This window comes from Bacteroidia bacterium (genome assembly GCA_037045145.1).
Taxonomy (GTDB): Bacteria; Bacteroidota; Bacteroidia; order AKYH767-A; family OLB10; genus OLB10.
Genome location: JBAOIA010000011.1, coordinates 1,235,394 through 1,255,763 on the forward strand (window position 1 = coordinate 1,235,394; position 20,370 = coordinate 1,255,763).

A 20,370-nucleotide genomic window follows, 5' to 3' on the forward strand; every position below is an offset into this window, starting at 1 on the left:
CATTCGTTTAGCCCGGCAGTCTGGTGGTTGTTGTTTTTAGTTATTGAGTTTTATTCTCATGCCGGGTTCAAGTATTGTTCCTGGTTCCAATTGATTTTTCTTGTAAAGTTTATTTAACTTAATAGCATACAGCTGTGAAATATCACGCATGGTCTCACCTTTTTTTACAATGTGATAATCCTGCTTGGCCGAATTTCTTTTTGGTTTTATATAAACAATAGTTCCTTCTTTAAGTACATCATCTTTTGAGGCATCATTATATTTAAGCATCTGCCACAACATCATTTCATTTTGTTTGGCTAAACTCAGCCAGGTATCACCTTTTTTTGAAACAATATATTTTACATTATTAATTTCTGAGTAATAGGAAGGAGGGGTGATGTTTATGACAGTAGTTTTCTCAACTTCTTTTGCCGATGGCGAACCTTTTGGAAGATTTACATTACGTGCCAATGCTGGCTGTTCCGGAATTGGTTTGCCATTCATTCGTGCTATTGCTTCATTGTTGATGTCTTCAAGATTGAAGCGCTCTATCAAATCAATAAGTTTATGTGCATAGTTTGGATTTGTAGCATAACCTGCTTTTTTCAAACCATGTGCCCATCCTTTGTAATCCGTAGGTTGAAGTTCAAATAAAAATGCATATCGCGGTCTTGAACGAAGAAAGTCTGAATGGTCGTCAAAAGATTCTAAGGTATTGTTGTATTTTCTGAAACATTCATTTTCTGCATCATCATCCTGATGAAATTGCTTCCCTTGCCACTCTTTATGGCACTTGATGCCAAAGTGATTATTGGCTTCAATGGCAAGTTTGCTGTTGCCACTTTCGCTTTCAAGAATTCCTTGAGCTAATGTTATACAGGCAGGAACACCTGTTTTAATCATATCCTTAATAGCATCTTCTTTATAGCGACTGATATAATCTTCAGTCTTCATGCGTTGTGCCAGCATGTCGTGCGAAAATGCAAGAATGCTGATAAATACAACTGCAATGCTTTTGCTTAACATATTCATATTCAATAACCGGGTAAATTGTATTTTATTTTACAAGTTTAAACTAAAAACGGCCTGTTTTCATGAGTTGTTATTGGTTAGTGTTAACATACAACTGTTGAAAATCAGGATGGAATATATTGTTTGATGATTCAGGGTTTCTTTTACGATTTACTATAACTTTGCATAACACTATTTTTACACCATGCCCCAATACTATTCACAGGGAAAAATCCCTCACAAAAGACACACACAATTCCGTAAGCCTGATGGCGGCCTTTATGCAGAAGAACTATTTTCTACCCATGGCTTCAGCAATATGTATTCTCTCATTTATCATTGTCATCCGCCAACAATGATAAAAAGTGCCGGAGAGCCATTTTCTCGTGAACCCGAAATTGCTATGAAACGCTCGTTGTTGCATCAAAGTTTTCAGGGCTTTAATGTACAGCCGGAAGATGATTATATAAAGAGTAAGAAGCCGGTTTTAGTAAATAACGATTTGCAAATAGCATTAGCTGCTCCACGTAAGTCAACAAAAGATTATTTTTTAAAGAATGCCGATGCCGATGAATTGATTTTTGTTCATGAAGGCAGTGGAACATTTCACTCAATATATGGAAGCATAGACTTTGGTTATGGCGATTATATAGTTATACCAAGAGGAACAATTTTTCAATTGCATTTTAATACTGAGCAAAACAGGTTGTTGGTAGTTGACTCATTTAGTGCAATTCAAACACCACGCAGATATAGAAATGAGTATGGACAGTTTGAAGAACACAGTCCTTTTTGTGAACGCGACTTCCGCAGACCACAAAACCTGAAGACTTATGATGAAAAAGGTGAGTTTCTGGTTATGATAAAAAAAGAGAGTATTGTGTATCCTTTTGTTTATGCTACGCATCCATTTGATGCTATTGGATGGGACGGATACTGTTACCCTTATATTTTTTCGATTCATGACTTTGAGCCAATAACAGGCAGGATACATCTCCCACCGCCAATTCATCAAACATTTGAAGCACACAATTTTGTTGTTTGCTCATTTGTGCCACGTTTGTTTGACTATCATCCACTTTCAATTCCTGTTCCTTATAATCATTCTAATATCGACTCTGATGAAATGTTGTATTATGTTGATGGTGATTTTATGAGTCGAAAGAATGTTACCAAAGGGCAAATTACACTACATCCTGCAGGTATTCCTCACGGCCCACATCCGGGTACAGTTGAAAAATCACTTGGTGCTAAAGAAACAAAAGAGCTGGCTGTGATGATAGATACCTTTAAACCTCTTTGGCTTACAAAAGAAGCTATGAATATTATGATACCTGATTATTATAAATCGTGGGTAGAAAACGGATAACGATTAAAACAAACAAATAAATAAATAAATGAAACAACTTTACACAACAATGATTGCTTTAGCATCGGCATTTTGTGGCCATGCACAAATTACGCTCACACAAAGCGACTTTGCCGGAGCAGGCGATAATATTTTGGTCAGCAATGCTGATGCAACCATACCAATTGACTTTACTACAACAGGCGCAAATCAAACTTGGGACTTTAGTTCAATGATTGCTCAAAGTCAGGATACTTTAGAATTTCTTAGCGTAAGTTCAACCGGTGGAACTTATTCTGTATATTTTGCCAATATTGGTTTAAACAGCAACAGATCTAATATTGCAGTTCCTTATGGTACGTTACCAACTATTCCCGGATTACCAATTACATTAAGTGATCCCTACAGCTTTTATTACAAAAGCAATGGTGACTATAAACAACAGGGTTTAGGTATTACCATCAGTGGGTTTCAGACACCTATAGCGTTTAGCAGTAAAGATATCTTATATAATTTCCCGATTGCATTTAACAATGTTGACTCCTGCCAGGCAGCATGGAATTTTTCATTAAGCGGACTAGGATATTATGGCTTTGAACAAAAACGTGTTAATCAGGTTGATGGTTGGGGAACAATTACGACACCTTACGGTACTTTTAATGCACTGCGTATTAAAACAGAATTGTATGCACATGATACACTTTATGCCGATACATTAGGATTTGGTTATTCAATGGACAGACCTAAAGCTGTAGAATACAAATGGATTACAAACAATGAGAAAATTCCGGTTTTGCAGATAAATACTACCGATGTTTTAGGGACAGAAACGGTTGCATCAGTTGTTTATATTGATTCTTTAAGAAGTGTTGGACTTTCATCAACGGAGTTGTTGAGCAATTTTTCTGTTGCACCAAATCCTGCTGAGAAATATTTTGTAGTCAATTACACACTTACGCAACCGGGACAAGTTTCGATTAAACTCACCGACATGAAAGGCGTGGAAGTTATGAATGAAAAGCAAGGTGCCCAAAGCATAGGAGGCCATCAGAAAATAATAGGCTCACAATTACTTAGTGCAGGTGTATATTTTCTGACAATAACGACTGATAAATTTAGTCAGACTCAAAAAGTAATGATTCGAAAAGATTAGTGAGTTTTATGTATTGAAGAATAATCTTTTTTACTGAAATGCAGTATTACCAATTTTGTGAAATACTGCATTTTTTTATGATGATGTAGTAACTATTATTTTTTGATTGAGTTTACCAAAAGTAGTCTAGGTCTCCAAAAAAATAATTGAATTTAATCTGGCTGAGTTTTTTGGTTTCATCATCGCATTTACCTTTTACCAAAAAATTGAATTTGTTTTTTAGTTTAATATTACTTCCGTGGTTAATATTTTCATTTTGAAGTTCAAACATGAGAAAACCTACATAAAAATTCTTTGAAGCATAGGTGTGACAAGCTTTTATGATTTTCGAATAAAATTTTTCATTACTGCAGATAATATCGGCCAACATCAGGACTCTAAATCCCTTTTTAATTTGTGCAATTAAAAAAGCATAGCCAATAGTTTGATTATTATCAATAACTGAAATTACCTTAAGATTTTTTTTGTTGGTTTGGGAATAGCGCCATTGAAAATAATTCATATTTTTTTTTCTGGAGTTATTCAAATTGAAATGATTAATCTTTATGGAAGTTAAATCATCTACCGGTTTATAATTTACTTTGGAGAATAGGCTAAATGGTGAAAACAGTTTTATCAGAATAGGAGGGCAGAAGCCTCGTAAATAACCAAATTTACTCAGAAAAATTGGTGTACTCAAGGAGTTTGTTGATGTCAGGAAAAAATCAACATGATTGGTCTCTATATTTTCTTTTTCTGTTAAATAATACAATTTGCCAAAGAGTCCTTTACCCCTGCATTTTTCAGTTGTCAGAACATTTTGTGGAAGTGCAACGAGATAATTTTTATTATCAAGAGTATAAACAAAATTATTTGTTGTAGCATAACCTTCAATAGTATTATCAACTTCAACCTTTAAAATTGAATTTGATGCCGTAGGATTTTCTAAGTACCAATGATTAAAATTTGACTCATTAATTGTTTTGCTGCCTCCGTTTTCAAGTGCTATTTTTTGAATAACGGTAAGATCCTGTAGCGTTATTTTACTGAACTTGATTAATTCAGCCATGAGTCTTGTTATTTAAATCCAATGATAGTTGTGACATAGTAATACTTTTGAACCCGTAGTTATGATTCAAAAATTGATAGTGTTCAAGTATTTTTTCAAGGAATGAAAAATTCTCATTTTGATTTGTTCCAAAATTATGAGGATGCCACCACAGATGATAAGTTTGATTGTGTTTAGCCGCAAAAGTCATTCCTGATAGAATACGTCTTAATCTAAATCCTTCAAGAGTTTTAAGTGATTTGCTGTAAGGACGTAAAAATCTGCTTGACGGAATATCCATAGGAAATTTACTAATTAAAAAATCATCACTATAGCAATTGTGTCCGGAAATATTGAAATAAGCATCAATTAATCTTAATGCCCTTCGAAAAGAACTTTCTTGTTCACCTTTTTTAGCTTTATAGAGCCAGCAATTTTCATTTCCTCTATAGCTGATAAGACCAAGCTCTTTAATAATTTTTATATATTCTTCATTAAACTGATTTCGAGGAAAGACTATTGAAGTTATTGTAATGCCTTTTTTTTCTGCAATTTGTAATGCGGCTTCTAAATCTGCTTTAAAATCTTCCTGCGTTTGACCATTCTCCAGACAATAATAATGTGAAAATGTATGTGTGCTGATTTCCTGCTCCGGATGTTTTTTTATTTCATTGATTAATTGAGGTGCAAAATGATAAATATCTTCTTTGTAATTTTCACCTAACAAATTAAAATGTCCTTCATAGGGAGATAGTTCAACATTTGTATAAGCAGGAATTTTCTTAGGCGTATTTGCAAGCAACTCAGCTTTTGTTTCAAAGAATAAAAATCCTACTGTCGCAAAGGTTCCCTTTATTTTGTATTGATCGAAAAGATTTAATAGCCTGGGTATTGCCTGATGTACTCCTCTTAAATTTTCTCCATAGGATTGAATAGTTCTTTTATCTCTAACGCCCCAAATGAGTTCAAAGTCAAGCGATATAACAAACTTTCCGCATTTCATGATAGACAGATGATTCTTTTGTTTAAAATACGAATTTAGTATAAAAATAGGAGTAAAAGAAGTTTAGATAGTTGCATTCTAAGCTTATTCTTGACAACAATGGTTCAGTAAACAATTCTAAATAACTAAACAGAGACAGTAAACATGTTTACTTTAAAAAGTGTGATGTGTATTTAGAAAAAGTAAAATATTATAAAGAATTGAAGCTTAATATTGAACTTCTTCAACTAACATTGATTTAAGAATGTTTTCGCATTCCTGTAAATCTTTCTGAAAATTCTCAATGTTTGTTTTGGTAAAATTTGAAAGTTTGTTGCTTAGATTCCGGTAATATTCAATTCCTTTTGAAAGGTTTTCTTTGAATAATTGCAACTGTTTTTCTTTCTTGTCATTTATTTTAGCAGCACTTTTTTGAATATCCTTTTTGAGATAATCAATATAAAGGTTTAGTTCATTGATAAACATATGCGGGCGGTATAATGAATTTAGCGCATTGGCTCGTCCATAAATATGATTTATCATTTCTTGCAAGGTAAAGGTACCTGAAAAATATGCCAGATTAGGACCCGGACAAATGGTTACAGCATTCAGATTATGTGGAACAGGCACATTATTTACCAACATAACAGGGGAAGCTAATCCTTCGCACAAACAATCTTTAATAAGAAGATCATCAATTTGTTTTTGTGATGGCTCCACATTTCCTTGTTTTAGTTCCTGCAGTTTAAGATGTTGATATTTTCTTGAAGCTGTACAGATAGGTTCTCCACCATACTCTGTGTTGAATGCAAGAAATTTTTTGTAACATGCACTGCCTGGTCTGTTTTTGGCAATACGTTCTTTACGTTGTCTCTCGGCAGAAGATTTTCTGAAATTATTAAATGGCACACCAAGTGGAGAGGCCTCACTCAGATAATAATCATCCTTGCTGGCAGTAGCTAATAAACCTAATGTTTCCTGATCAACATTGGTAGCCTCCGGAACTAATAAAAACGGACTTCCCCAGCCTGTAAGATCAACCTCATAGTGATGATAAAGGAAATCGTTTTCCTGAGATGTACCAATGCCTCCCTGTACAGTAACTTTCATCTTAGGCTTCTCCTTATACTGTGGTTTATTTTTTTGAGCTAATGCCGCCTGGCAAGTGTTGAACAACTCATCATACAATGCATTTTTATTTAGTTTAAACTCTTCCAGAATAGGGCCTAACAATAAACCATCGGTAGCAAAAGCATGTCCACCACAATTAAGTCCTGATTCAACTCTGAATTCAGAAATCCAAATTCCTTTTTTCGCAAAGAAGCGACCTTGTACTTGTGCCGATCTGAAATCACTCACTTTCAGAGTAATTTTCTTTTTAACAAATCCTGTCTCGTCAGGGAAAAAATCATCAAACTTTTCGCAATAAGAGTATAAACGTGGGTTAAGTCCTGCGGAAAAAACAATAGAAGAGTTTAGATTACTGTGTGCAAAACCTCGTAATGAATTGTGTGCATCAGACATTTCTTGTGCTAATGGTTGTTCATTTTTATCGTAGTTGATTCTATCAACCTTGGTCATGATGTTTACATCAATTGCACCACTCTTTATGAGTGTGCGTAGCTGTTGTTGCATCTGTTCTTTCTCCACTTGAATTGTACATGCCTGCATTTTTCTGTAAAGTAGCTTTGCTTCTGAAGTGTCAGGTAACATTTCAAAATATTTATTGATTTCTTTACCTGTTTCAAACGACTCATTACGTAAATCAGTAATTTGTTTTAAAACAATATCATTTATAATGTTGAGGTATGCAGTTACTCTTTTAGCGCGATAATCTTCGTCCTTTTTGGTAATTGCAGTAAAGTCTTTTCCGTTTTGTTTGTAATAAAACTCGCGCATAACTTCAAGCATGTTATGCTCAATAATGGAAACAACTGATGATATCCCATAACGAGCTACCTTAACAGGTGTGTCAACCGTAAAGGCAAGTCCCATAACGGGAATATGAAAACGATGCAAATCAGAATGACTCATGGATATAAATTATTTAAAATATAATGTAGGGGTTGACGAATATAAATGATATAGATATTACAAATTACGTTAATTCAATTGATGTTACCATTGATATTTGTCATTTATTTTGAAATTATCTTGAATTGAAGTTTTAAAATGAATAATGAGTTGAGTTCATGAGCCTTAATAATGAAGTTTTCAAATAAAAATTTCATAATTCACTGTCATATGGTCGAATCAGAATAACAGTCATGCTTTTTAAAGGAGCATTAGGCTCAAGAGTATTTTGGGCTTGATTCAAAAAGTCTGGTGTTGCAACATGTAATTCAGAAGGCATATCGGTGTCATTTTGAGACCTGACATAAGTTAATGCTTCAGTTAAATCAGGGATAAGTTGCTGTGTATGTGCAATGACAACCAAATTTTGTGTAGCCCGAAGCAAGGCTTTATGGTGTATGTTTTCATCAGATAAAACAATAAGTCCATTTCGTACAACTAAACATTCGCAGGGAATAATCACCACCTGAATGTCGGTATCGTCTTCTTCGGAAAACACACTTTGATGTGGGAATTCAAACTCATCAAAAAAGGCTGAAAGGTTACGGTCAACACAAACAACCTCACTAAAATCATTGGCATCGCAAACACCAAGTATGGTTTCCATAAGTTCAACACGACCATTGCAAAGCACAAATTGTCCGCCTTGCTGTATGAAATTTTCAGCAAACTGTACTTCAGGTGAATAGGAGGTGGAATTAAATACAACCTTGTCCATATCCAGATTTGGATACGGATTGGGTGTTTTAGCAATTAATGCACTGCGTACCTTTTTTAGAACTTTTTCTCTGTTGGTACTTTCGTCCATAAATTAAACCTGAATTGATCCTTGAGGAATATTTGATGGAGGAGGAGTATCAACAGCAGGAGGAACAGTTTTCTCCGGTTCTGGCTCGCCATCTGTAATGAAAGAATTGAAGGTGGCTTTTTCTGACTCACCCCATGGACGATGACCGAAAATTTCTTCTAAATCTTCTTTGAAAATCACTTCTTTTTCAAGTAGTCTGTGCGCCAGTTTGTCTAATTTTTCCTTGTTATCAACCAACAGTTTTTTGGTACGCTGATAAGCTAAGTCAATTAGTTTTTTTACTTCCTCATCAATAATCTCTGCAGTTTTTTCACTGTAGGGTTTACTGAAAGAATAATCTTGCTGACCGGAGGAATCATAGTAGCTGATGTTTCCAATTCTATCATTTAGTCCAAAGATGCTTACACTTGCATAGGCTTGTTTGGTTATTTTTTCCAAATCAGAAAGTGCACCTGTGCTGATAGTTCCAAATATCACTTCTTCGGCAGCACGACCACCTAAAGCAGCGCATATTTCATCAAAAATCTGTTCTTTATTGGTGAGTTGTCTTTCTTCTGGCAGATACCAGGCAGCACCTAAGGAATTTCCTCTGGGGACAATGGTAACTTTTACCAAAGGATGTGCATGTTCCAACAACCAACTTACTGTTGCATGACCCGATTCATGATAGGCAATAACGCTCTTTTCATGTTTGGTGATGATTTTATTTTTCTTTTCAAGTCCACCAATAATTCTGTCAACTGCAGAAAGAAAATCATCTTTTCCAATGGCTGTTTTATTTTTACGTGCAGCTATAAGAGCAGCTTCATTACAAAGGTTTGCAATATCAGCACCAGAGAATCCGGGGGTCTGACGGGCAAGGAATTTAATATCAACAGTATGATCTATTTTAAGAATTTTTGTATGTACTTTAAAAATTTCTTCACGTCCTGTAAGGTCAGGAAGTTCAACATAAATCTGTCGGTCAAAACGACCCGGGCGCAACAATGCACGGTCAAGAATATCGGCACGGTTGGTTGCTGCAAGGATGATAACCCCTGTGTTGCTTCCAAAACCATCCATCTCTGTCAATAACTGATTGAGTGTACTCTCGCGTTCGTCATTAGCACTGAAAGATGGTGCTTTGCCACGCGCGCGGCCTATAGCATCAATCTCATCAATAAAAATAATACTAGGAGCTTTTTCCTTTGCCTGACGGAATAAATCACGTACACGTGATGCGCCAACACCTACAAACATTTCTACAAAATCTGATCCTGATAGCGAAAAGAAAGGCACTTGTGCTTCACCGGCAACAGCTTTAGCTAAAAGCGTTTTACCGGTTCCCGGAGGACCAACCAACAAGGCACCTCTTGGTATTTTACCTCCAAGTTGTGTGTATTTTTTTGGGTTTTTAAGGAAGTCAACAATCTCCATTACCTCCACCTTAGCTTCTTCAAGCCCGGCAACATCATTAAATGTCACTTTGACATTCAAGTCCTTATCAAATAACTGGGCCTTTGATTTTCCGATATTGAATATCTGACTGCCGGCACCACCGCCACCCATTCTACGCATGATAAAAATCCAGATTACAGCAATGATGATAAACGGCAATAAATTCCAAAACAACACTTCAAGAATAGAACGGTCGTTATTGTTGTATTCAGGTTGTATTCTTTCGTTTTCGGGGAAGTCCTTTTGAATAGCTTCTAACTTTGATTCAAAATTTCCAACATCACCAATGGGCATGTAATAATGTGGGCCGGGATTGTAGCCATTGCCAAAAGGTTTATGACTAACAGCTTTGTATTTTTCTTGGTTTAGCTTGTCTTTTTTAATGGTTATTTCAACACGTTCACGATTAACGATTTCAATTTTTTCTACATCATGTGTTGTTAGCATGGTTTTTTCAAACTCATTCATGTTGGTCAGTTTGGGCTTATCGCCAAGGCCTAATACCCAAATGACAAAAATCAGCAGGAATACGATGGCATAAATCCACGAAAAATTAAAACCCTTCCCTGGAGGTTTTGGCATTTTGCCAAATGGTGATTTCTTTTTGTCTCCGCTTTTATTCTCTTCTGACATCTTTTTTATTCAATCTTTAGTTTTTCTTGTAATCAACAATCATGCAAACGGCAAATTGGCAGTTTTGTTTATTATTGGGCTGCAAATTTAACCAATGAGGCATCTGCCCATAGTTTTTCCAGTGCATAAAAATCTCTTTTATCTGCCAAAAATACATGTACTATCACATTAAAGTAATCCAGTAGTATCCATTCAGCGTTTTGCTTACCTTCAATATGTGCTGCCGTTTCTTTTAACTTTTTCTCTACTTTTTCTTCTATATTTCTAACAATTGCTTCAACCTGTGTTTTATTTGATGCCTGACAGATGATAAAATAATCTGCCATAGCATTATTTAACTCCTTAAGATTTAAGACAACAATACGCTCTCCTTTTTTATCCTCTATACTGTCAACAATAACCGTGAGTAGTTTCTCTGTATTGTCTTTTAATTGACGCTTGGGTTGCCTTGCCTTGGTTTTTTTTAGCGTGGCAGCTTTCACAGGCGTAGTTTCATCTTTATCCTTTACAGGATTCATTCTTTTTGCCAAATTGTAAAAATTATTGATTCGAGTCAGATACAAAAATAGGAAAAATAAGGAAAGTAACTATGTTTGTGTCATGTTTAAAAATTCTATCTGGTTTAATCTCCATGAGACTGAGTCCACAAATAGTTTTTTACATGAACAGCTTATGTCAGAAAAGCTGCCTGAAGGCTCAGTAGTTACGGCTGATTATCAGACCAAAGGACGTGGGCAGCGGGGTAGCAGCTGGCAAAGTGAGGCAGGTAAAAATCTGCTGATGAGTATTGTAGTATATCCGGATTTTTTAAAAGCGTCCGAAGCTTTTGTATTAAGTAAATGTATAGCTCTTGCAACATGTGATTTGTTAGCTGATTATTCAAATCAGGTGCGTATAAAATGGCCTAATGACATCTTGATTGAAGGTAAAAAAGTTGCCGGAATACTTATTGAAAATATTTTGAGAGGAGCTGATATTTATGCAACGATTGCAGGTATTGGCATAAATTTCAATCAACAAGTTTTTGAGGTGGGCCTTAACTCAGCTACTTCTGTGTTTATAAATTCGGGGGTTAAAGCCGATACACAAATCAACGCTGTGAAGTTGCATGAAAATATTGAGGTATATTATCAGATGTTGCAGCAAAAAAAAATTGAAGAAATTGATCGGTTATATCTGACTCATCTTTATAAGCTGAATGAAACGGCATTATTTAAAGATGCTGACGGACCTTTTCAGGGAAAAATAAAAGGGCTGTCACCAATGGGGTTATTGATTGTTGAAAGAGAAAATGGAGAAAAGCATTTGTATGATGTTAAAGAAATCTCCTTAGTCCGTTAAGGAGAAGTTTGGAAGCTTAGTTTATTGCCAAAACCAAAGTGCCGGCAATAATCAGACTTGCACCAATAGCTGTTTTAATAGTTAGTGTCTCTCCTAAGAAAATTATTGCCAGAATTATGGTAAGCGCAAGGCTAAGTTTGTCAATCGGTGCAACTTGCGACACATTGCCTGTTTGCAAAGCCTTGAAATAAAATAGCCATGACAGCCCTGTGGCAATACCGGAAAGTATCAGAAAAATAATATTTTGTTTTGAAAGAGCGGTCATTCCTTTTGTTTCTCCTTTCAATAAAATTATTAACCAAATCATTACTAAAACAACAACTGTTCTTATACCTGTTGCAAGGTTTGAGTTGATATTTGCCACACCTGATTTTGCAAAAATTGCAGTAAGGGAAGCAAATATTGCCGAGAGTATTGCATAAAACCACCACATTATCTTTTAGTTTAAATGTTTATTTATAAATACTTTAAATTATAAAAAGCAAAGTAGTAACAAGTCACAAATTTTAACAATCAATCGCTGAAGTGTATTCTGAAAATTTTACCAAAATCAGAAGAAGCAATGGCAATGGTATCATTTAAAAATTTAACAGAATTTATTCTTGAATTATTCAGGCTATATCCCGAGTCATAGTTTTCACCCCCATCAGTACTTACGGCTGTAAATCCACCTAATCCGCTTGAAATAATTTTGTTTTTGCGGGCATCAATGCATAGAAAATGTTCACTTTTTCCAAAAGTTTGATTTTTTTTATCTGCTAAACTAAAAGTGTTTCCACCATTATCTGTATGGTATAAAGCACCGTTGTAACTGCAGGCAACTCCATCTGTTGTATTGCTGAAGGCAATTCCGGTATAAAAAGAGCGGTCACAATTTAATGTTTCAAATGCAGTGTTTTGTTTACTTAAAAGCATGGTGCCATAGCCACCGGAAAGGATGCCTGCAGCAGTAGGAGTGATGCATCGAAGTTCATGTTCAAAGCCCGACACATTCCAATGCTCACCTCCATCGGTTGTTGAATAAATAATGCCACGGTCAAAGTTTTTTCCTCCTGCAAAAAATCCTGTGTCTTTGTTTACAAAACAAACACTGCGCAGTGGAGAACTGTATTGAAAAGGTATTCCTTCCCAGTCAAAATGCATTTGCCAACTGATGCCACCATCATTTGTTTGATAAACATGTGTTGAGTCGCTTCCGCAAAATCCATGTTGATTGTCTAAAAAAAATAAACTGTGTATGTTATAGTCAAATTGATCATTCAATAATTGCCACGACTGACCACCATCTGACGAGCGGAGTATTACACCATTGCCCGTTTGCCCGCCACAGGCAAACACAACACTATCGTTTAAAATAAAAAGATTGTTGAGGTTGCAATTTGTAGGAGTGTTTATTTCTTCAAAGACTAAATTCAATTTTTCTTTTTTGCAGGAAAGAAATAAAGTAAGTAAAAGAACTAATGGTGCTGCATGACTTTTGCGAATCATTAAAATGAAAAAAGAAACATTAGAAAAATGGCAAGCCAACTGAAGTTTACAAAATGGCTGAACACTATAGCAGTGTTTAACTTCAGCAATTGCCCCTGATCACTGAAAAATAACAATGAGTCTATCACATCGTGAGATTGATGAAAGGCGTTGTAGGTAATAAAAATCATGTATGCAACAGTTGCCAATGCATGAACCATGTGTAATGCAATGATGCCGAAAAAATAATGTGAATTAAACGGCATGTGGGTATAGTATCCTGTTTTTTGCATAGCATGTAATCCGACAATCTGAGTCACAAGAAACAGTGTTGTGAGGATAGTTGTTAAAATGGTTGCTCTTAATAATTTTTCGAACGAATCTTTTCTGAAAGCACTAACGGCTTTGGAGATGGTAAAGCTGCCAAACAATAACAGAATTGTACTTAGTGTAAAAACTTTAGGTAATGTAGGCGGCATATTGTTGTTTTCGTTTTGTGTTATCAAAAACAAAAACGATAATGTAAGAAATAACAATGAACTAATTAGTATGCCGAAAAACAGTATTGTTTTGTATGGATGTATTCTTTCAATCCTTGAAACTCTGATTGATCTTTCTTTGGAATCGGTTTTATTCGTTGACATAAAAAAATCGCTTTAACTCTTCTCAAAGGTACAACAATCAAATATCAAATAAAAAATATTTTTTCAACGCCCGGGCTTAAAGGTTGGGAAAATTCTGCGCAGATATTGAATTTTTCCCTCACCTGCCTTTATTGGAAATATGCCTTGTTCCACAGAGCGCACATCTTCAATAGTAAAAAACGAGCTGCCATGATGTTCATTAACGGTTTCCAATATGGAAGCAATGTTTTTTCTTTTAGCTACAATGAGTAAAATTTTTACTGGTCCTTGTGAACCCAAAGCATCTATCTCAGTTACTCCCAAATTTTGCGCACGTAAGGCTTCCAGCAAAGCCAGACTTTGCCTGCTTGTAATAACTCTAATAATTTGGGTGCCCAAAGCCAACCGTTTTTCGATGCTGATTCCGACCAATATTCCCATTGAGTAGCCTCCGGCAAATGCAATGTAGCACATGATGTTATGCAGGTTTTTAATAATAGAGCTTACCGCCACCAGCCAGATGAGTACCTCTATAAATCCTATTATTGGAATAATTTTTCTCACCCCTCTTGAAAGGAATATGTTGCGCAATGTTGCCAATGTTACATCACACATCCTACAAAGGAAAATCAATACCGGAAGAACGACCCAGCTATACAGGTCGGTTTGCATAAACGCTTCGCTAAACATCTTTAATTAATTTGTTTACAAGTGCAGGCACACCCTTACCTGCTGTATTTTGAATAACTGTTAGATTGTAAATATGATTCAACTCCCGGGCTTTGGGGTCAACAATATATTTTTTGCAGGTTTGTGAAGTATAGTCAATGAGACTTGCTGCCGGATAAACTTCCAGTGATGTTCCTATCACTAAAAAAATATCTGCTTTCATGGTTTGAAATATGGCATCATCCATTTTGGGCACCATTTCACCAAACCAAACTATGTGTGGGCGAAGTCTGTGACCGTGCTCGTTAGTACGTTCATATTTTATCTCCCATTCATTAGCTCGATAAATCATTGTCGGGTCTTCCTCACTGCGCATTTTCAGGATTTCACCGTGCAAATGAATAATGTGTTTTGAACCTGCACGTTCATGCAGGTCGTCCACATTTTGAGTTATCACCACTACCGAATAATGCTTTTCCAATTCAACTAAAGCCAAATGTGCTTCATTTGGTTTTGCTTCCATCACTTGTTTGCGCCTCTGATTGTAGAATTCTGTTACCAACTTAGGGTTTCGTTGCCATGCCTGAGGTGTTGCCACATCTTCAATGCGATGTTCTTCCCACAGACCATTGCTGTCGCGAAAGGTTTTTATGCCACTTTCTGCACTAATGCCTGCACCTGTTAATACTACAATTTGTTTCATTTTCTGCCATGCAAATTTGGTGTTTCAGTCACCACAAAAATTAAGAGTAGGATTTATTTTTTAACAGTGTAATCGTTAATGGAAAAGCCTCTCATAAAATCCACTACGGTCATTCTTTTTTTACCTTCAAGCTGCAATTCTTTTATAGAGATTAAACCATCAGAAGCAGCTATATTTAAAAAACTCTTGTTGTCAGAAATTATTTTCCCTGCCTCCAAAAATTCTATGCTTTCTGAAATTGTTGCTACATATATTTTTAAAGTCAGTTCTTTTTCGTTCTTATTTTTTAGTATAGTAAATGCACCCGGATAGGGAGACAATCCCCTTATCTGATTAAAAATATGGGATGCTTTATCAGACCAATTTATCAGACAATCGTTTTTAAAAATTTTAGGTGCATGTTTAATTTCTGTTGTTATGCTGTTTTGTGGTGTGGTGCAAAGATTTCCTTTTTCTATTTGCTGAACGGTTTTCAGAATCAAGGCTGCACCAACGTGCTTGAGTCTGTCATGCAGTTCACCAGCGGTTTCAGAAGGCCCTATGTCAACTTTTTCAGCTAGTATAATGTCTCCTGTGTCAATTTCATGTTTCAGAAAAAAAGTAGTTACACCAGTTGTTCTTTCGCCATTCATGATGGCATGGTTTATTGGAGCAGCACCTCTGTATTGTGGCAGTAAGGAGGCATGAAGATTTAATGTACCTAAACGAGGCATACTCCACAGTTGTTCCGGCATCATTCGGAAGGCAACTACTATATGCAAGTCGGCATTTAAGGATGCAACCTGCAAAAGAAATGTTGTATCTTTTAATTTTTCAGGTTGAAGAATAAGCAAACCTTTTGACTGTGCATATTTTTTTACTGCCGACTGTTGCATTACCATACCACGACCTGCCGGTTTATCGGGCGCAGTTATAACACCACAAATATTATATCCGTTTTCTATTAAAATTTTCAGTGACTCAACGGCAAAGTCAGGCGTTCCGGAAAATAGTATTTTAAGATTATTCATTTACGCTAAGATAACTATTTTGCTTTTTTACAATAAATGAGTGTTATGGTTTGCCCTGCCATACATGTGGTCATCACCTGCGTTTTTTTATAACTGATTTCAAGTTTTAAATTATTCTTTTGAAAAGATGCGTCAAGATTATCGGGTATCAGCATTTTCTGATCCGCAGTCTTTAAAAGAAAACCACAGCCATCTAAGTTTCTCATGTCAGTCACTGTTACTGTTTCAAGATTTTGATTTCCAAATTCCTGCTTGGCAGATTTGCATGAAGCCACCAAATAAATTAATATTATCAGTAATGCGTTTTTCATTTTCGCCATTTATTGGTTCGTAAATATAGCCATGAACATAGTCCCATAATTATCCAATAGAGAATTTCTACATACCAAACAACATGCAATTCTGTTTTAAACACTACAGCAGCCATGTAAGCATACAAGATATAGATAAAAATATTGATGACTTCAATAATAAATGCCACATTGGTTTTTCCTGTCCCGCTGATGGCACTCAGTAAAACCATACTTATGCTGAAAAAAAACATGGCACACCAGGTGACTATATAGGAGGGAGTAGCATCATGTAATAACACAATGTCAGAAGAAATGATGCGAAGCAACAGTTTGAAGTCGAGTAAATTTATCAATAGAATGACTGTGGAAGAGGCAAGGCTTAGGGTGATAATTTTTTTAGTGAGCGGAATCACTTCATCTTGTTTGTTTTGCCCAATAAGATTACTTACCATACTGTTGGCAGCGGAAGCATAGCCCCAGATGGGTGTCATTAAAACCATGTAGGCGCTACGTACAACATTAGAAACAGCCAACTCATGCTCGCCAAGCCTTTCTATAAATACGAAGAATAAAAACCATGCGCCCATAGAAAGCAGGTTTTGGAAAAAAACAGGTATGGAAATAAAAATAATTTCTTTTATATGTGACAAGTTTATGTTGATAAAACGAAAAAGCCCAAAGCTGCTGTTCTCTTTATGATAAAATGTGATAAAGAAAAGATATATACATGCCAGCACTTCGGCAATTGCTGATGCACGTGCAGCACCGGCAATGCCCTGAGCCTCGAAGCCCAATTTCCCAAAAATGAGTACATAGTCGAGAATAAAGTTAGACACTGTTAGCACCAAGGCACTGTAAGTAATAAACCGGGTCGCACTAATGCTTGTGTAGTAGGCCCGGAAACAATTTACAAGAAGAATAAAAAATATTCCAAAGCTTCTGTTGTGAATGTACGTTATGGAGGCATCTGCAACAGCTTTTGAATGTAACACCAAATTAAAGAAAGCAGGGGCTGCAAAAAACATGATCAAGAACAAAAAGACGGCAAGCACTAGTAAAATCACAACGCTGTGATCAAAATAATTTCCGATAGCAAGCCTGTTGTTTTCACCTGCTTTGCGCGACATCAGAATCTGACTGCCTATAGACATTGCCATGCCAAGCATCACCAACACAAAATAAAACACACCGGCAATGGCAGAGGCACCCAACTCCACTTCGCCCACACGTGCCAGAAAAGCCGTGTCGGTGAGGCCGACAAGCATTTGTGCTACTGATGCCAGCATAATGGGATAGGCAATCTGCCAGATGTTGAGATATGTGGATTTTACCTGCATAGTTTGTTAATGCAAATATTGTTTTTCGTTGTAATGTAAATGTTGAAAGGCTTAATTCAAAAAGCCTACGAAGATAATAAAGTGACTGTTGCTGTTCTTATTGCAACATTTTTATTTCTGATTGAACAAACTGCGACAACTCATGAATGTAGCTGGCCGAAAAATCAAACTTCACCCCGGCAGCAGCATATATTTCGCCAATGGTGCGTGTGTAACCAAGCGACAGTGCCTGTTTGTATTTGATGATGGTTTCTTTAGGATTACTTTTATAATTCTTCCATAGTGCAATAGCACCTAATTGTGCCATTCCATATTCAATGTAATAGAATGGCGAATCAAAAATGTGGATTTGTTTCTGCCATAAATTTTCTTTTACTTTTTCATTGGCATGCCAGTTAACAACACTTCCGCTAAAGCGATTGTAAAGTTTTACAAACTCCTTTTCGCGTTCAACCACACTATGTTCAGGGTGCATATAAACCCATTGCTGAAAAGCATCTACGATTGCTATCCATGGGAGAATATCAATCAAGCTTGTCAGATGTTCAAGTTTGGCACGTTTTAATTCTTTTTCATCTGATATAAAATGATGCCAGTGTTCCATGGTCAACAATTCCATTGACATTGATGCAAGTTCTGCAACTTCAGAAGGGCAGCTTCGCATTTCATGAAATGGAAGATTGTGTGCCAGCACTGCATGCACTGCATGTCCGCTTTCATGTACCATCGTCACCAAATCGCGTAACTGTCCTGTGCTGTTCATAAAAATGAATGGAACACCAGTTTCGTATAAAGGATAGTTGTAACCACCCGGAGATTTACCTTTTCGTGAATCCAAATCAAAACGATTCATCTCATCGAGCAGCGATATGCAACTGGCAAATTCCGGGTCAATTTCTTGTAAACAGGATATGGTTTTCTGAACCATTTCCTGAGTATTGCTGAAAGGCTTTATTGGTGGTTTACCTGTTGGATCAACAGCCAAATCCCAGGGCATTAAAGCGTCAACACCAAGTTTTGTTTTTCTGTAATCTTCAATTTTATTGATAACAGGTTTAATTTCCGATTCAATACTTTCATGAAAACGGTAGCAATCTTCAACGCTGTAATCAAATCTTTCTAAAGCTGCAAAGGAGTAATCTCTGAAATTTTTGAAACCTGCATTTAATGAAACCTGATGTCGAAGCTGAATCAGACTGGTGTACAAATCATCTAACTGCTTTTTGTCTTCTAATCGTCTTGCAGTAATTTTTTTGTAAACAGCCTCACGAATACTTCTGTCTGTATTTTTTAGCCATACAGATGCTTGTTGTAAAGTAAGCTCCTGATTGTGGTATGTGATAGTTTGTGCTCCCGAAATCTGCCCGAATATTTGTTGCTTTTCTGCAAGTTCAGCAAGCAGCGGAATATTTTCTTTTCTGAACAAAGAAATCCGTTGCTTTACATTGCGCAGATAGTTTCTGTAATCTGTTTCAGAAAGTGAATCTGAAAAGGGGCAGGTCATCAATTTTTCATTCAGCTTATTATCTTCAGGAGAAATGTTAGGGTCTATTTCTCTGACATAAAAATTGTAATCCTGTTGCAGTTTTTCATTGGTATTATCGCAACTCATCCGGATATAACGCCAGGCCAGATTTTCTTGAAGTGCCGATTCTAATTCGCTTCTGTCCTGCAGCCATTCAATTAATTCTTCCTTAGAGTTAATCGTGCGCGAAATCAGGTTTTCATAGTAGGGCTTTAGATTGTCCCACGTGGTTACATTAAAATCACTTTTAAGAAAATGACGGTTTGCCTTTCCTATATTTTCAGTTGTCAGAGACATGAATTATTCTTTATCGTTTTCTGCTTTTTTAGTCTTGCGCTTTGCTTTTGGCTTTGTTTCTGTTGCTTCAACAGGTTCAGTTTTCTCTGCTTCAACAGGAGCAGCATTTTCTGTAGCTGCATTTTCTGCCGATTCTTCTTTTGCCGCTAAATCAATTTTGTCTTTAAGCAGGTTGTACCATTTGAACACTTTTTTTATGTCAGAGGCATAAACTCTGTCTTTGTCAAAGTCGGGTACAATTTTTTCAAAGGCAGCAAGAATTACAGAGCCATCTGCATTCAAATCAACCTTGGTTTGCTTATCTTCAAGCGTAGTCATGGTGCGGAAAACATCAGCCAGTTTAATATCTTCTGAAGTGGTAAAGATGCTGATATCGGAAAGCATACTTACTTGTTGGTTGTTGCTGACATGCAATCGTTTTTTATCGGCAAGAGATTCTGCAATAAAGCCGCTGCGACTTTGTGCAACTAATTGATACAAACCGGGCATTCCGGAGATAAACATGATTTTTTTCAAACTCATTTTTTTGAATATTCTTATTAATAAGGTGACAAAGTTAAAATATTATAACTGTTTGAAAGCCTGATTTTTTCCACATTTATAAAATCTACATTAATCCTTTGTGGGTTTATGATATTGAAACCTATTTAA

20 protein-coding genes are annotated in these 20,370 nt (G+C 36.1%); 3 read left to right on the forward strand and 17 right to left on the reverse strand.

Annotated elements, in window-relative coordinates:
• Window positions 1-36 precede the first annotated feature (36 nt).
• Window positions 37-1,014: a glucosaminidase domain-containing protein gene (locus V9G42_06455; GenBank protein MEI2759061.1), complete on the reverse strand. Its 978-nt coding sequence runs from the start codon at window positions 1,012-1,014 to the stop codon at window positions 37-39.
• Window positions 1,015-1,198: 184 nt separating this feature from the next.
• Here V9G42_06455 and V9G42_06460 point away from each other — a divergent pair, with 184 nt between their 5' ends.
• On the forward strand, window positions 1,199-2,362 hold the full coding sequence (locus V9G42_06460) for a homogentisate 1,2-dioxygenase (GenBank protein MEI2759062.1): 1,164 nt from the start codon (window positions 1,199-1,201) through the stop codon (window positions 2,360-2,362).
• A gap of 28 nt (window positions 2,363-2,390) precedes the next feature.
• The gene (locus V9G42_06465) at window positions 2,391-3,494 is read left to right on the forward strand and encodes a T9SS type A sorting domain-containing protein (protein MEI2759063.1); all 1,104 of its coding nucleotides are present in this window, start codon (window positions 2,391-2,393) and stop codon (window positions 3,492-3,494) included.
• 112 nt (window positions 3,495-3,606) lie between these two features.
• Here V9G42_06465 and V9G42_06470 read toward each other — a convergent pair whose 3' ends face one another.
• The 6 genes from V9G42_06470 to rsfS form a co-directional block, all read right to left on the reverse strand.
• Window positions 3,607-4,542, reverse strand: coding sequence for a hypothetical protein (locus tag V9G42_06470; protein MEI2759064.1), 936 nt, complete (start codon window positions 4,540-4,542; stop codon window positions 3,607-3,609).
• The gene (locus V9G42_06475) at window positions 4,535-5,524 is read right to left on the reverse strand and encodes a polysaccharide deacetylase family protein (protein ID MEI2759065.1); all 990 of its coding nucleotides are present in this window, start codon (window positions 5,522-5,524) and stop codon (window positions 4,535-4,537) included. The genes V9G42_06470 and V9G42_06475 overlap by 8 nt, the downstream gene beginning before the upstream one ends.
• 207 nt (window positions 5,525-5,731) lie before the next feature.
• Window positions 5,732-7,537, reverse strand: coding sequence for a hypothetical protein (locus V9G42_06480; GenBank protein ID MEI2759066.1), 1,806 nt, complete (start codon window positions 7,535-7,537; stop codon window positions 5,732-5,734).
• Window positions 7,538-7,730: 193 nt separating this feature from the next.
• Window positions 7,731-8,384: an LUD domain-containing protein gene (locus V9G42_06485; GenBank protein ID MEI2759067.1), complete on the reverse strand. Its 654-nt coding sequence runs from the start codon at window positions 8,382-8,384 to the stop codon at window positions 7,731-7,733.
• A gap of 3 nt (window positions 8,385-8,387) precedes the next feature.
• Entirely contained in the window at window positions 8,388-10,403 is a 2,016-nt protein-coding gene (gene ftsH, locus V9G42_06490; GenBank protein ID MEI2759068.1) for an ATP-dependent zinc metalloprotease FtsH, read from the reverse strand.
• 122 nt (window positions 10,404-10,525) lie between these two features.
• A complete protein-coding gene (rsfS, locus tag V9G42_06495; GenBank protein MEI2759069.1) occupies window positions 10,526-10,972 on the reverse strand; it encodes a ribosome silencing factor in 447 nt (148 codons plus the stop codon).
• Window positions 10,973-11,054: 82 nt separating this feature from the next.
• Here rsfS and V9G42_06500 point away from each other — a divergent pair, with 82 nt between their 5' ends.
• Window positions 11,055-11,795 (forward strand): biotin--[acetyl-CoA-carboxylase] ligase, encoded by a 741-nt coding sequence (locus V9G42_06500; GenBank protein ID MEI2759070.1) that lies wholly within the window; start codon window positions 11,055-11,057, stop codon window positions 11,793-11,795.
• A gap of 16 nt (window positions 11,796-11,811) precedes the next feature.
• Here the strand turns inward: V9G42_06500 and V9G42_06505 are convergent, their stop codons facing one another.
• From V9G42_06505 to V9G42_06550, 10 genes are all read right to left on the reverse strand, one after another.
• Complete coding sequence (locus tag V9G42_06505) at window positions 11,812-12,228, reverse strand: EamA family transporter (GenBank protein ID MEI2759071.1); 417 nt, start codon at window positions 12,226-12,228, stop codon at window positions 11,812-11,814.
• 80 nt (window positions 12,229-12,308) lie between these two features.
• Window positions 12,309-13,283, reverse strand: a complete 975-nt coding sequence (locus V9G42_06510; GenBank protein ID MEI2759072.1) for a hypothetical protein — start codon at window positions 13,281-13,283, stop codon at window positions 12,309-12,311.
• On the reverse strand, window positions 13,283-13,906 hold the full coding sequence (locus V9G42_06515; protein MEI2759073.1) for a hypothetical protein: 624 nt from the start codon (window positions 13,904-13,906) through the stop codon (window positions 13,283-13,285). Before V9G42_06515 ends, V9G42_06510 begins: the two co-directional genes overlap by 1 nt.
• A 63-nt stretch (window positions 13,907-13,969) precedes the next feature.
• On the reverse strand, window positions 13,970-14,575 hold the full coding sequence (locus tag V9G42_06520) for a DUF5698 domain-containing protein (GenBank protein MEI2759074.1): 606 nt from the start codon (window positions 14,573-14,575) through the stop codon (window positions 13,970-13,972).
• On the reverse strand, window positions 14,568-15,257 hold the full coding sequence (locus tag V9G42_06525) for an NAD-dependent deacylase (GenBank protein MEI2759075.1): 690 nt from the start codon (window positions 15,255-15,257) through the stop codon (window positions 14,568-14,570). The genes V9G42_06520 and V9G42_06525 overlap by 8 nt, the downstream gene beginning before the upstream one ends.
• Window positions 15,258-15,310: 53 nt before the next feature.
• On the reverse strand, window positions 15,311-16,267 hold the full coding sequence (gene fmt, locus V9G42_06530; protein ID MEI2759076.1) for a methionyl-tRNA formyltransferase: 957 nt from the start codon (window positions 16,265-16,267) through the stop codon (window positions 15,311-15,313).
• Window positions 16,268-16,281: 14 nt separating this feature from the next.
• Entirely contained in the window at window positions 16,282-16,578 is a 297-nt protein-coding gene (locus tag V9G42_06535; GenBank protein MEI2759077.1) for a hypothetical protein, read from the reverse strand.
• A complete protein-coding gene (locus V9G42_06540) occupies window positions 16,575-17,897 on the reverse strand; it encodes an MATE family efflux transporter (GenBank protein ID MEI2759078.1) in 1,323 nt (440 codons plus the stop codon). The genes V9G42_06535 and V9G42_06540 overlap by 4 nt, the downstream gene beginning before the upstream one ends.
• 97 nt (window positions 17,898-17,994) lie before the next feature.
• The gene (locus V9G42_06545) at window positions 17,995-19,719 is read right to left on the reverse strand and encodes a M3 family oligoendopeptidase (protein ID MEI2759079.1); all 1,725 of its coding nucleotides are present in this window, start codon (window positions 19,717-19,719) and stop codon (window positions 17,995-17,997) included.
• A 3-nt stretch (window positions 19,720-19,722) separates the two neighbouring features.
• The gene (locus V9G42_06550) at window positions 19,723-20,241 is read right to left on the reverse strand and encodes a DUF5606 domain-containing protein (protein ID MEI2759080.1); all 519 of its coding nucleotides are present in this window, start codon (window positions 20,239-20,241) and stop codon (window positions 19,723-19,725) included.
• Window positions 20,242-20,370 lie beyond the last annotated feature (129 nt).

What these genes read in the sequence shown, in the direction of transcription:
- V9G42_06510 (MEI2759072.1), bottom strand. Translation starts at nt 13,283, where the DNA reads ATGATTCGCAAAAGTCATGCAGCACCATTAGTTCTTTTACTTACTTTA.
- ftsH (MEI2759068.1), bottom strand. Translation starts at nt 10,403, where the DNA reads ATGCCAAAACCTCCAGGGAAGGGTTTTAATTTTTCGTGGATTTATGCC.
- V9G42_06480 (MEI2759066.1), bottom strand. Translation starts at nt 7,537, where the DNA reads ATGAGTCATTCTGATTTGCATCGTTTTCATATTCCCGTTATGGGACTT.
- V9G42_06455 (MEI2759061.1), bottom strand. Translation starts at nt 1,014, where the DNA reads ATGAATATGTTAAGCAAAAGCATTGCAGTTGTATTTATCAGCATTCTT.
- V9G42_06515 (MEI2759073.1), bottom strand. Translation starts at nt 13,906, where the DNA reads ATGTCAACGAATAAAACCGATTCCAAAGAAAGATCAATCAGAGTTTCA.
- V9G42_06465 (MEI2759063.1), top strand. Translation starts at nt 2,391, where the DNA reads ATGAAACAACTTTACACAACAATGATTGCTTTAGCATCGGCATTTTGT.
- V9G42_06485 (MEI2759067.1), bottom strand. Translation starts at nt 8,384, where the DNA reads ATGGACGAAAGTACCAACAGAGAAAAAGTTCTAAAAAAGGTACGCAGT.
- V9G42_06475 (MEI2759065.1), bottom strand. Translation starts at nt 5,524, where the DNA reads ATGAAATGCGGAAAGTTTGTTATATCGCTTGACTTTGAACTCATTTGG.
- V9G42_06460 (MEI2759062.1), top strand. Translation starts at nt 1,199, where the DNA reads ATGCCCCAATACTATTCACAGGGAAAAATCCCTCACAAAAGACACACA.
- V9G42_06525 (MEI2759075.1), bottom strand. Translation starts at nt 15,257, where the DNA reads ATGAAACAAATTGTAGTATTAACAGGTGCAGGCATTAGTGCAGAAAGT.
- V9G42_06520 (MEI2759074.1), bottom strand. Translation starts at nt 14,575, where the DNA reads ATGTTTAGCGAAGCGTTTATGCAAACCGACCTGTATAGCTGGGTCGTT.
- V9G42_06470 (MEI2759064.1), bottom strand. Translation starts at nt 4,542, where the DNA reads ATGGCTGAATTAATCAAGTTCAGTAAAATAACGCTACAGGATCTTACC.
- V9G42_06550 (MEI2759080.1), bottom strand. Translation starts at nt 20,241, where the DNA reads ATGAGTTTGAAAAAAATCATGTTTATCTCCGGAATGCCCGGTTTGTAT.
- V9G42_06500 (MEI2759070.1), top strand. Translation starts at nt 11,055, where the DNA reads ATGTTTAAAAATTCTATCTGGTTTAATCTCCATGAGACTGAGTCCACA.
- V9G42_06505 (MEI2759071.1), bottom strand. Translation starts at nt 12,228, where the DNA reads ATGTGGTGGTTTTATGCAATACTCTCGGCAATATTTGCTTCCCTTACT.
- fmt (MEI2759076.1), bottom strand. Translation starts at nt 16,267, where the DNA reads ATGAATAATCTTAAAATACTATTTTCCGGAACGCCTGACTTTGCCGTT.
- rsfS (MEI2759069.1), bottom strand. Translation starts at nt 10,972, where the DNA reads ATGAATCCTGTAAAGGATAAAGATGAAACTACGCCTGTGAAAGCTGCC.
- V9G42_06535 (MEI2759077.1), bottom strand. Translation starts at nt 16,578, where the DNA reads ATGAAAAACGCATTACTGATAATATTAATTTATTTGGTGGCTTCATGC.
- V9G42_06545 (MEI2759079.1), bottom strand. Translation starts at nt 19,719, where the DNA reads ATGTCTCTGACAACTGAAAATATAGGAAAGGCAAACCGTCATTTTCTT.
- V9G42_06540 (MEI2759078.1), bottom strand. Translation starts at nt 17,897, where the DNA reads ATGCAGGTAAAATCCACATATCTCAACATCTGGCAGATTGCCTATCCC.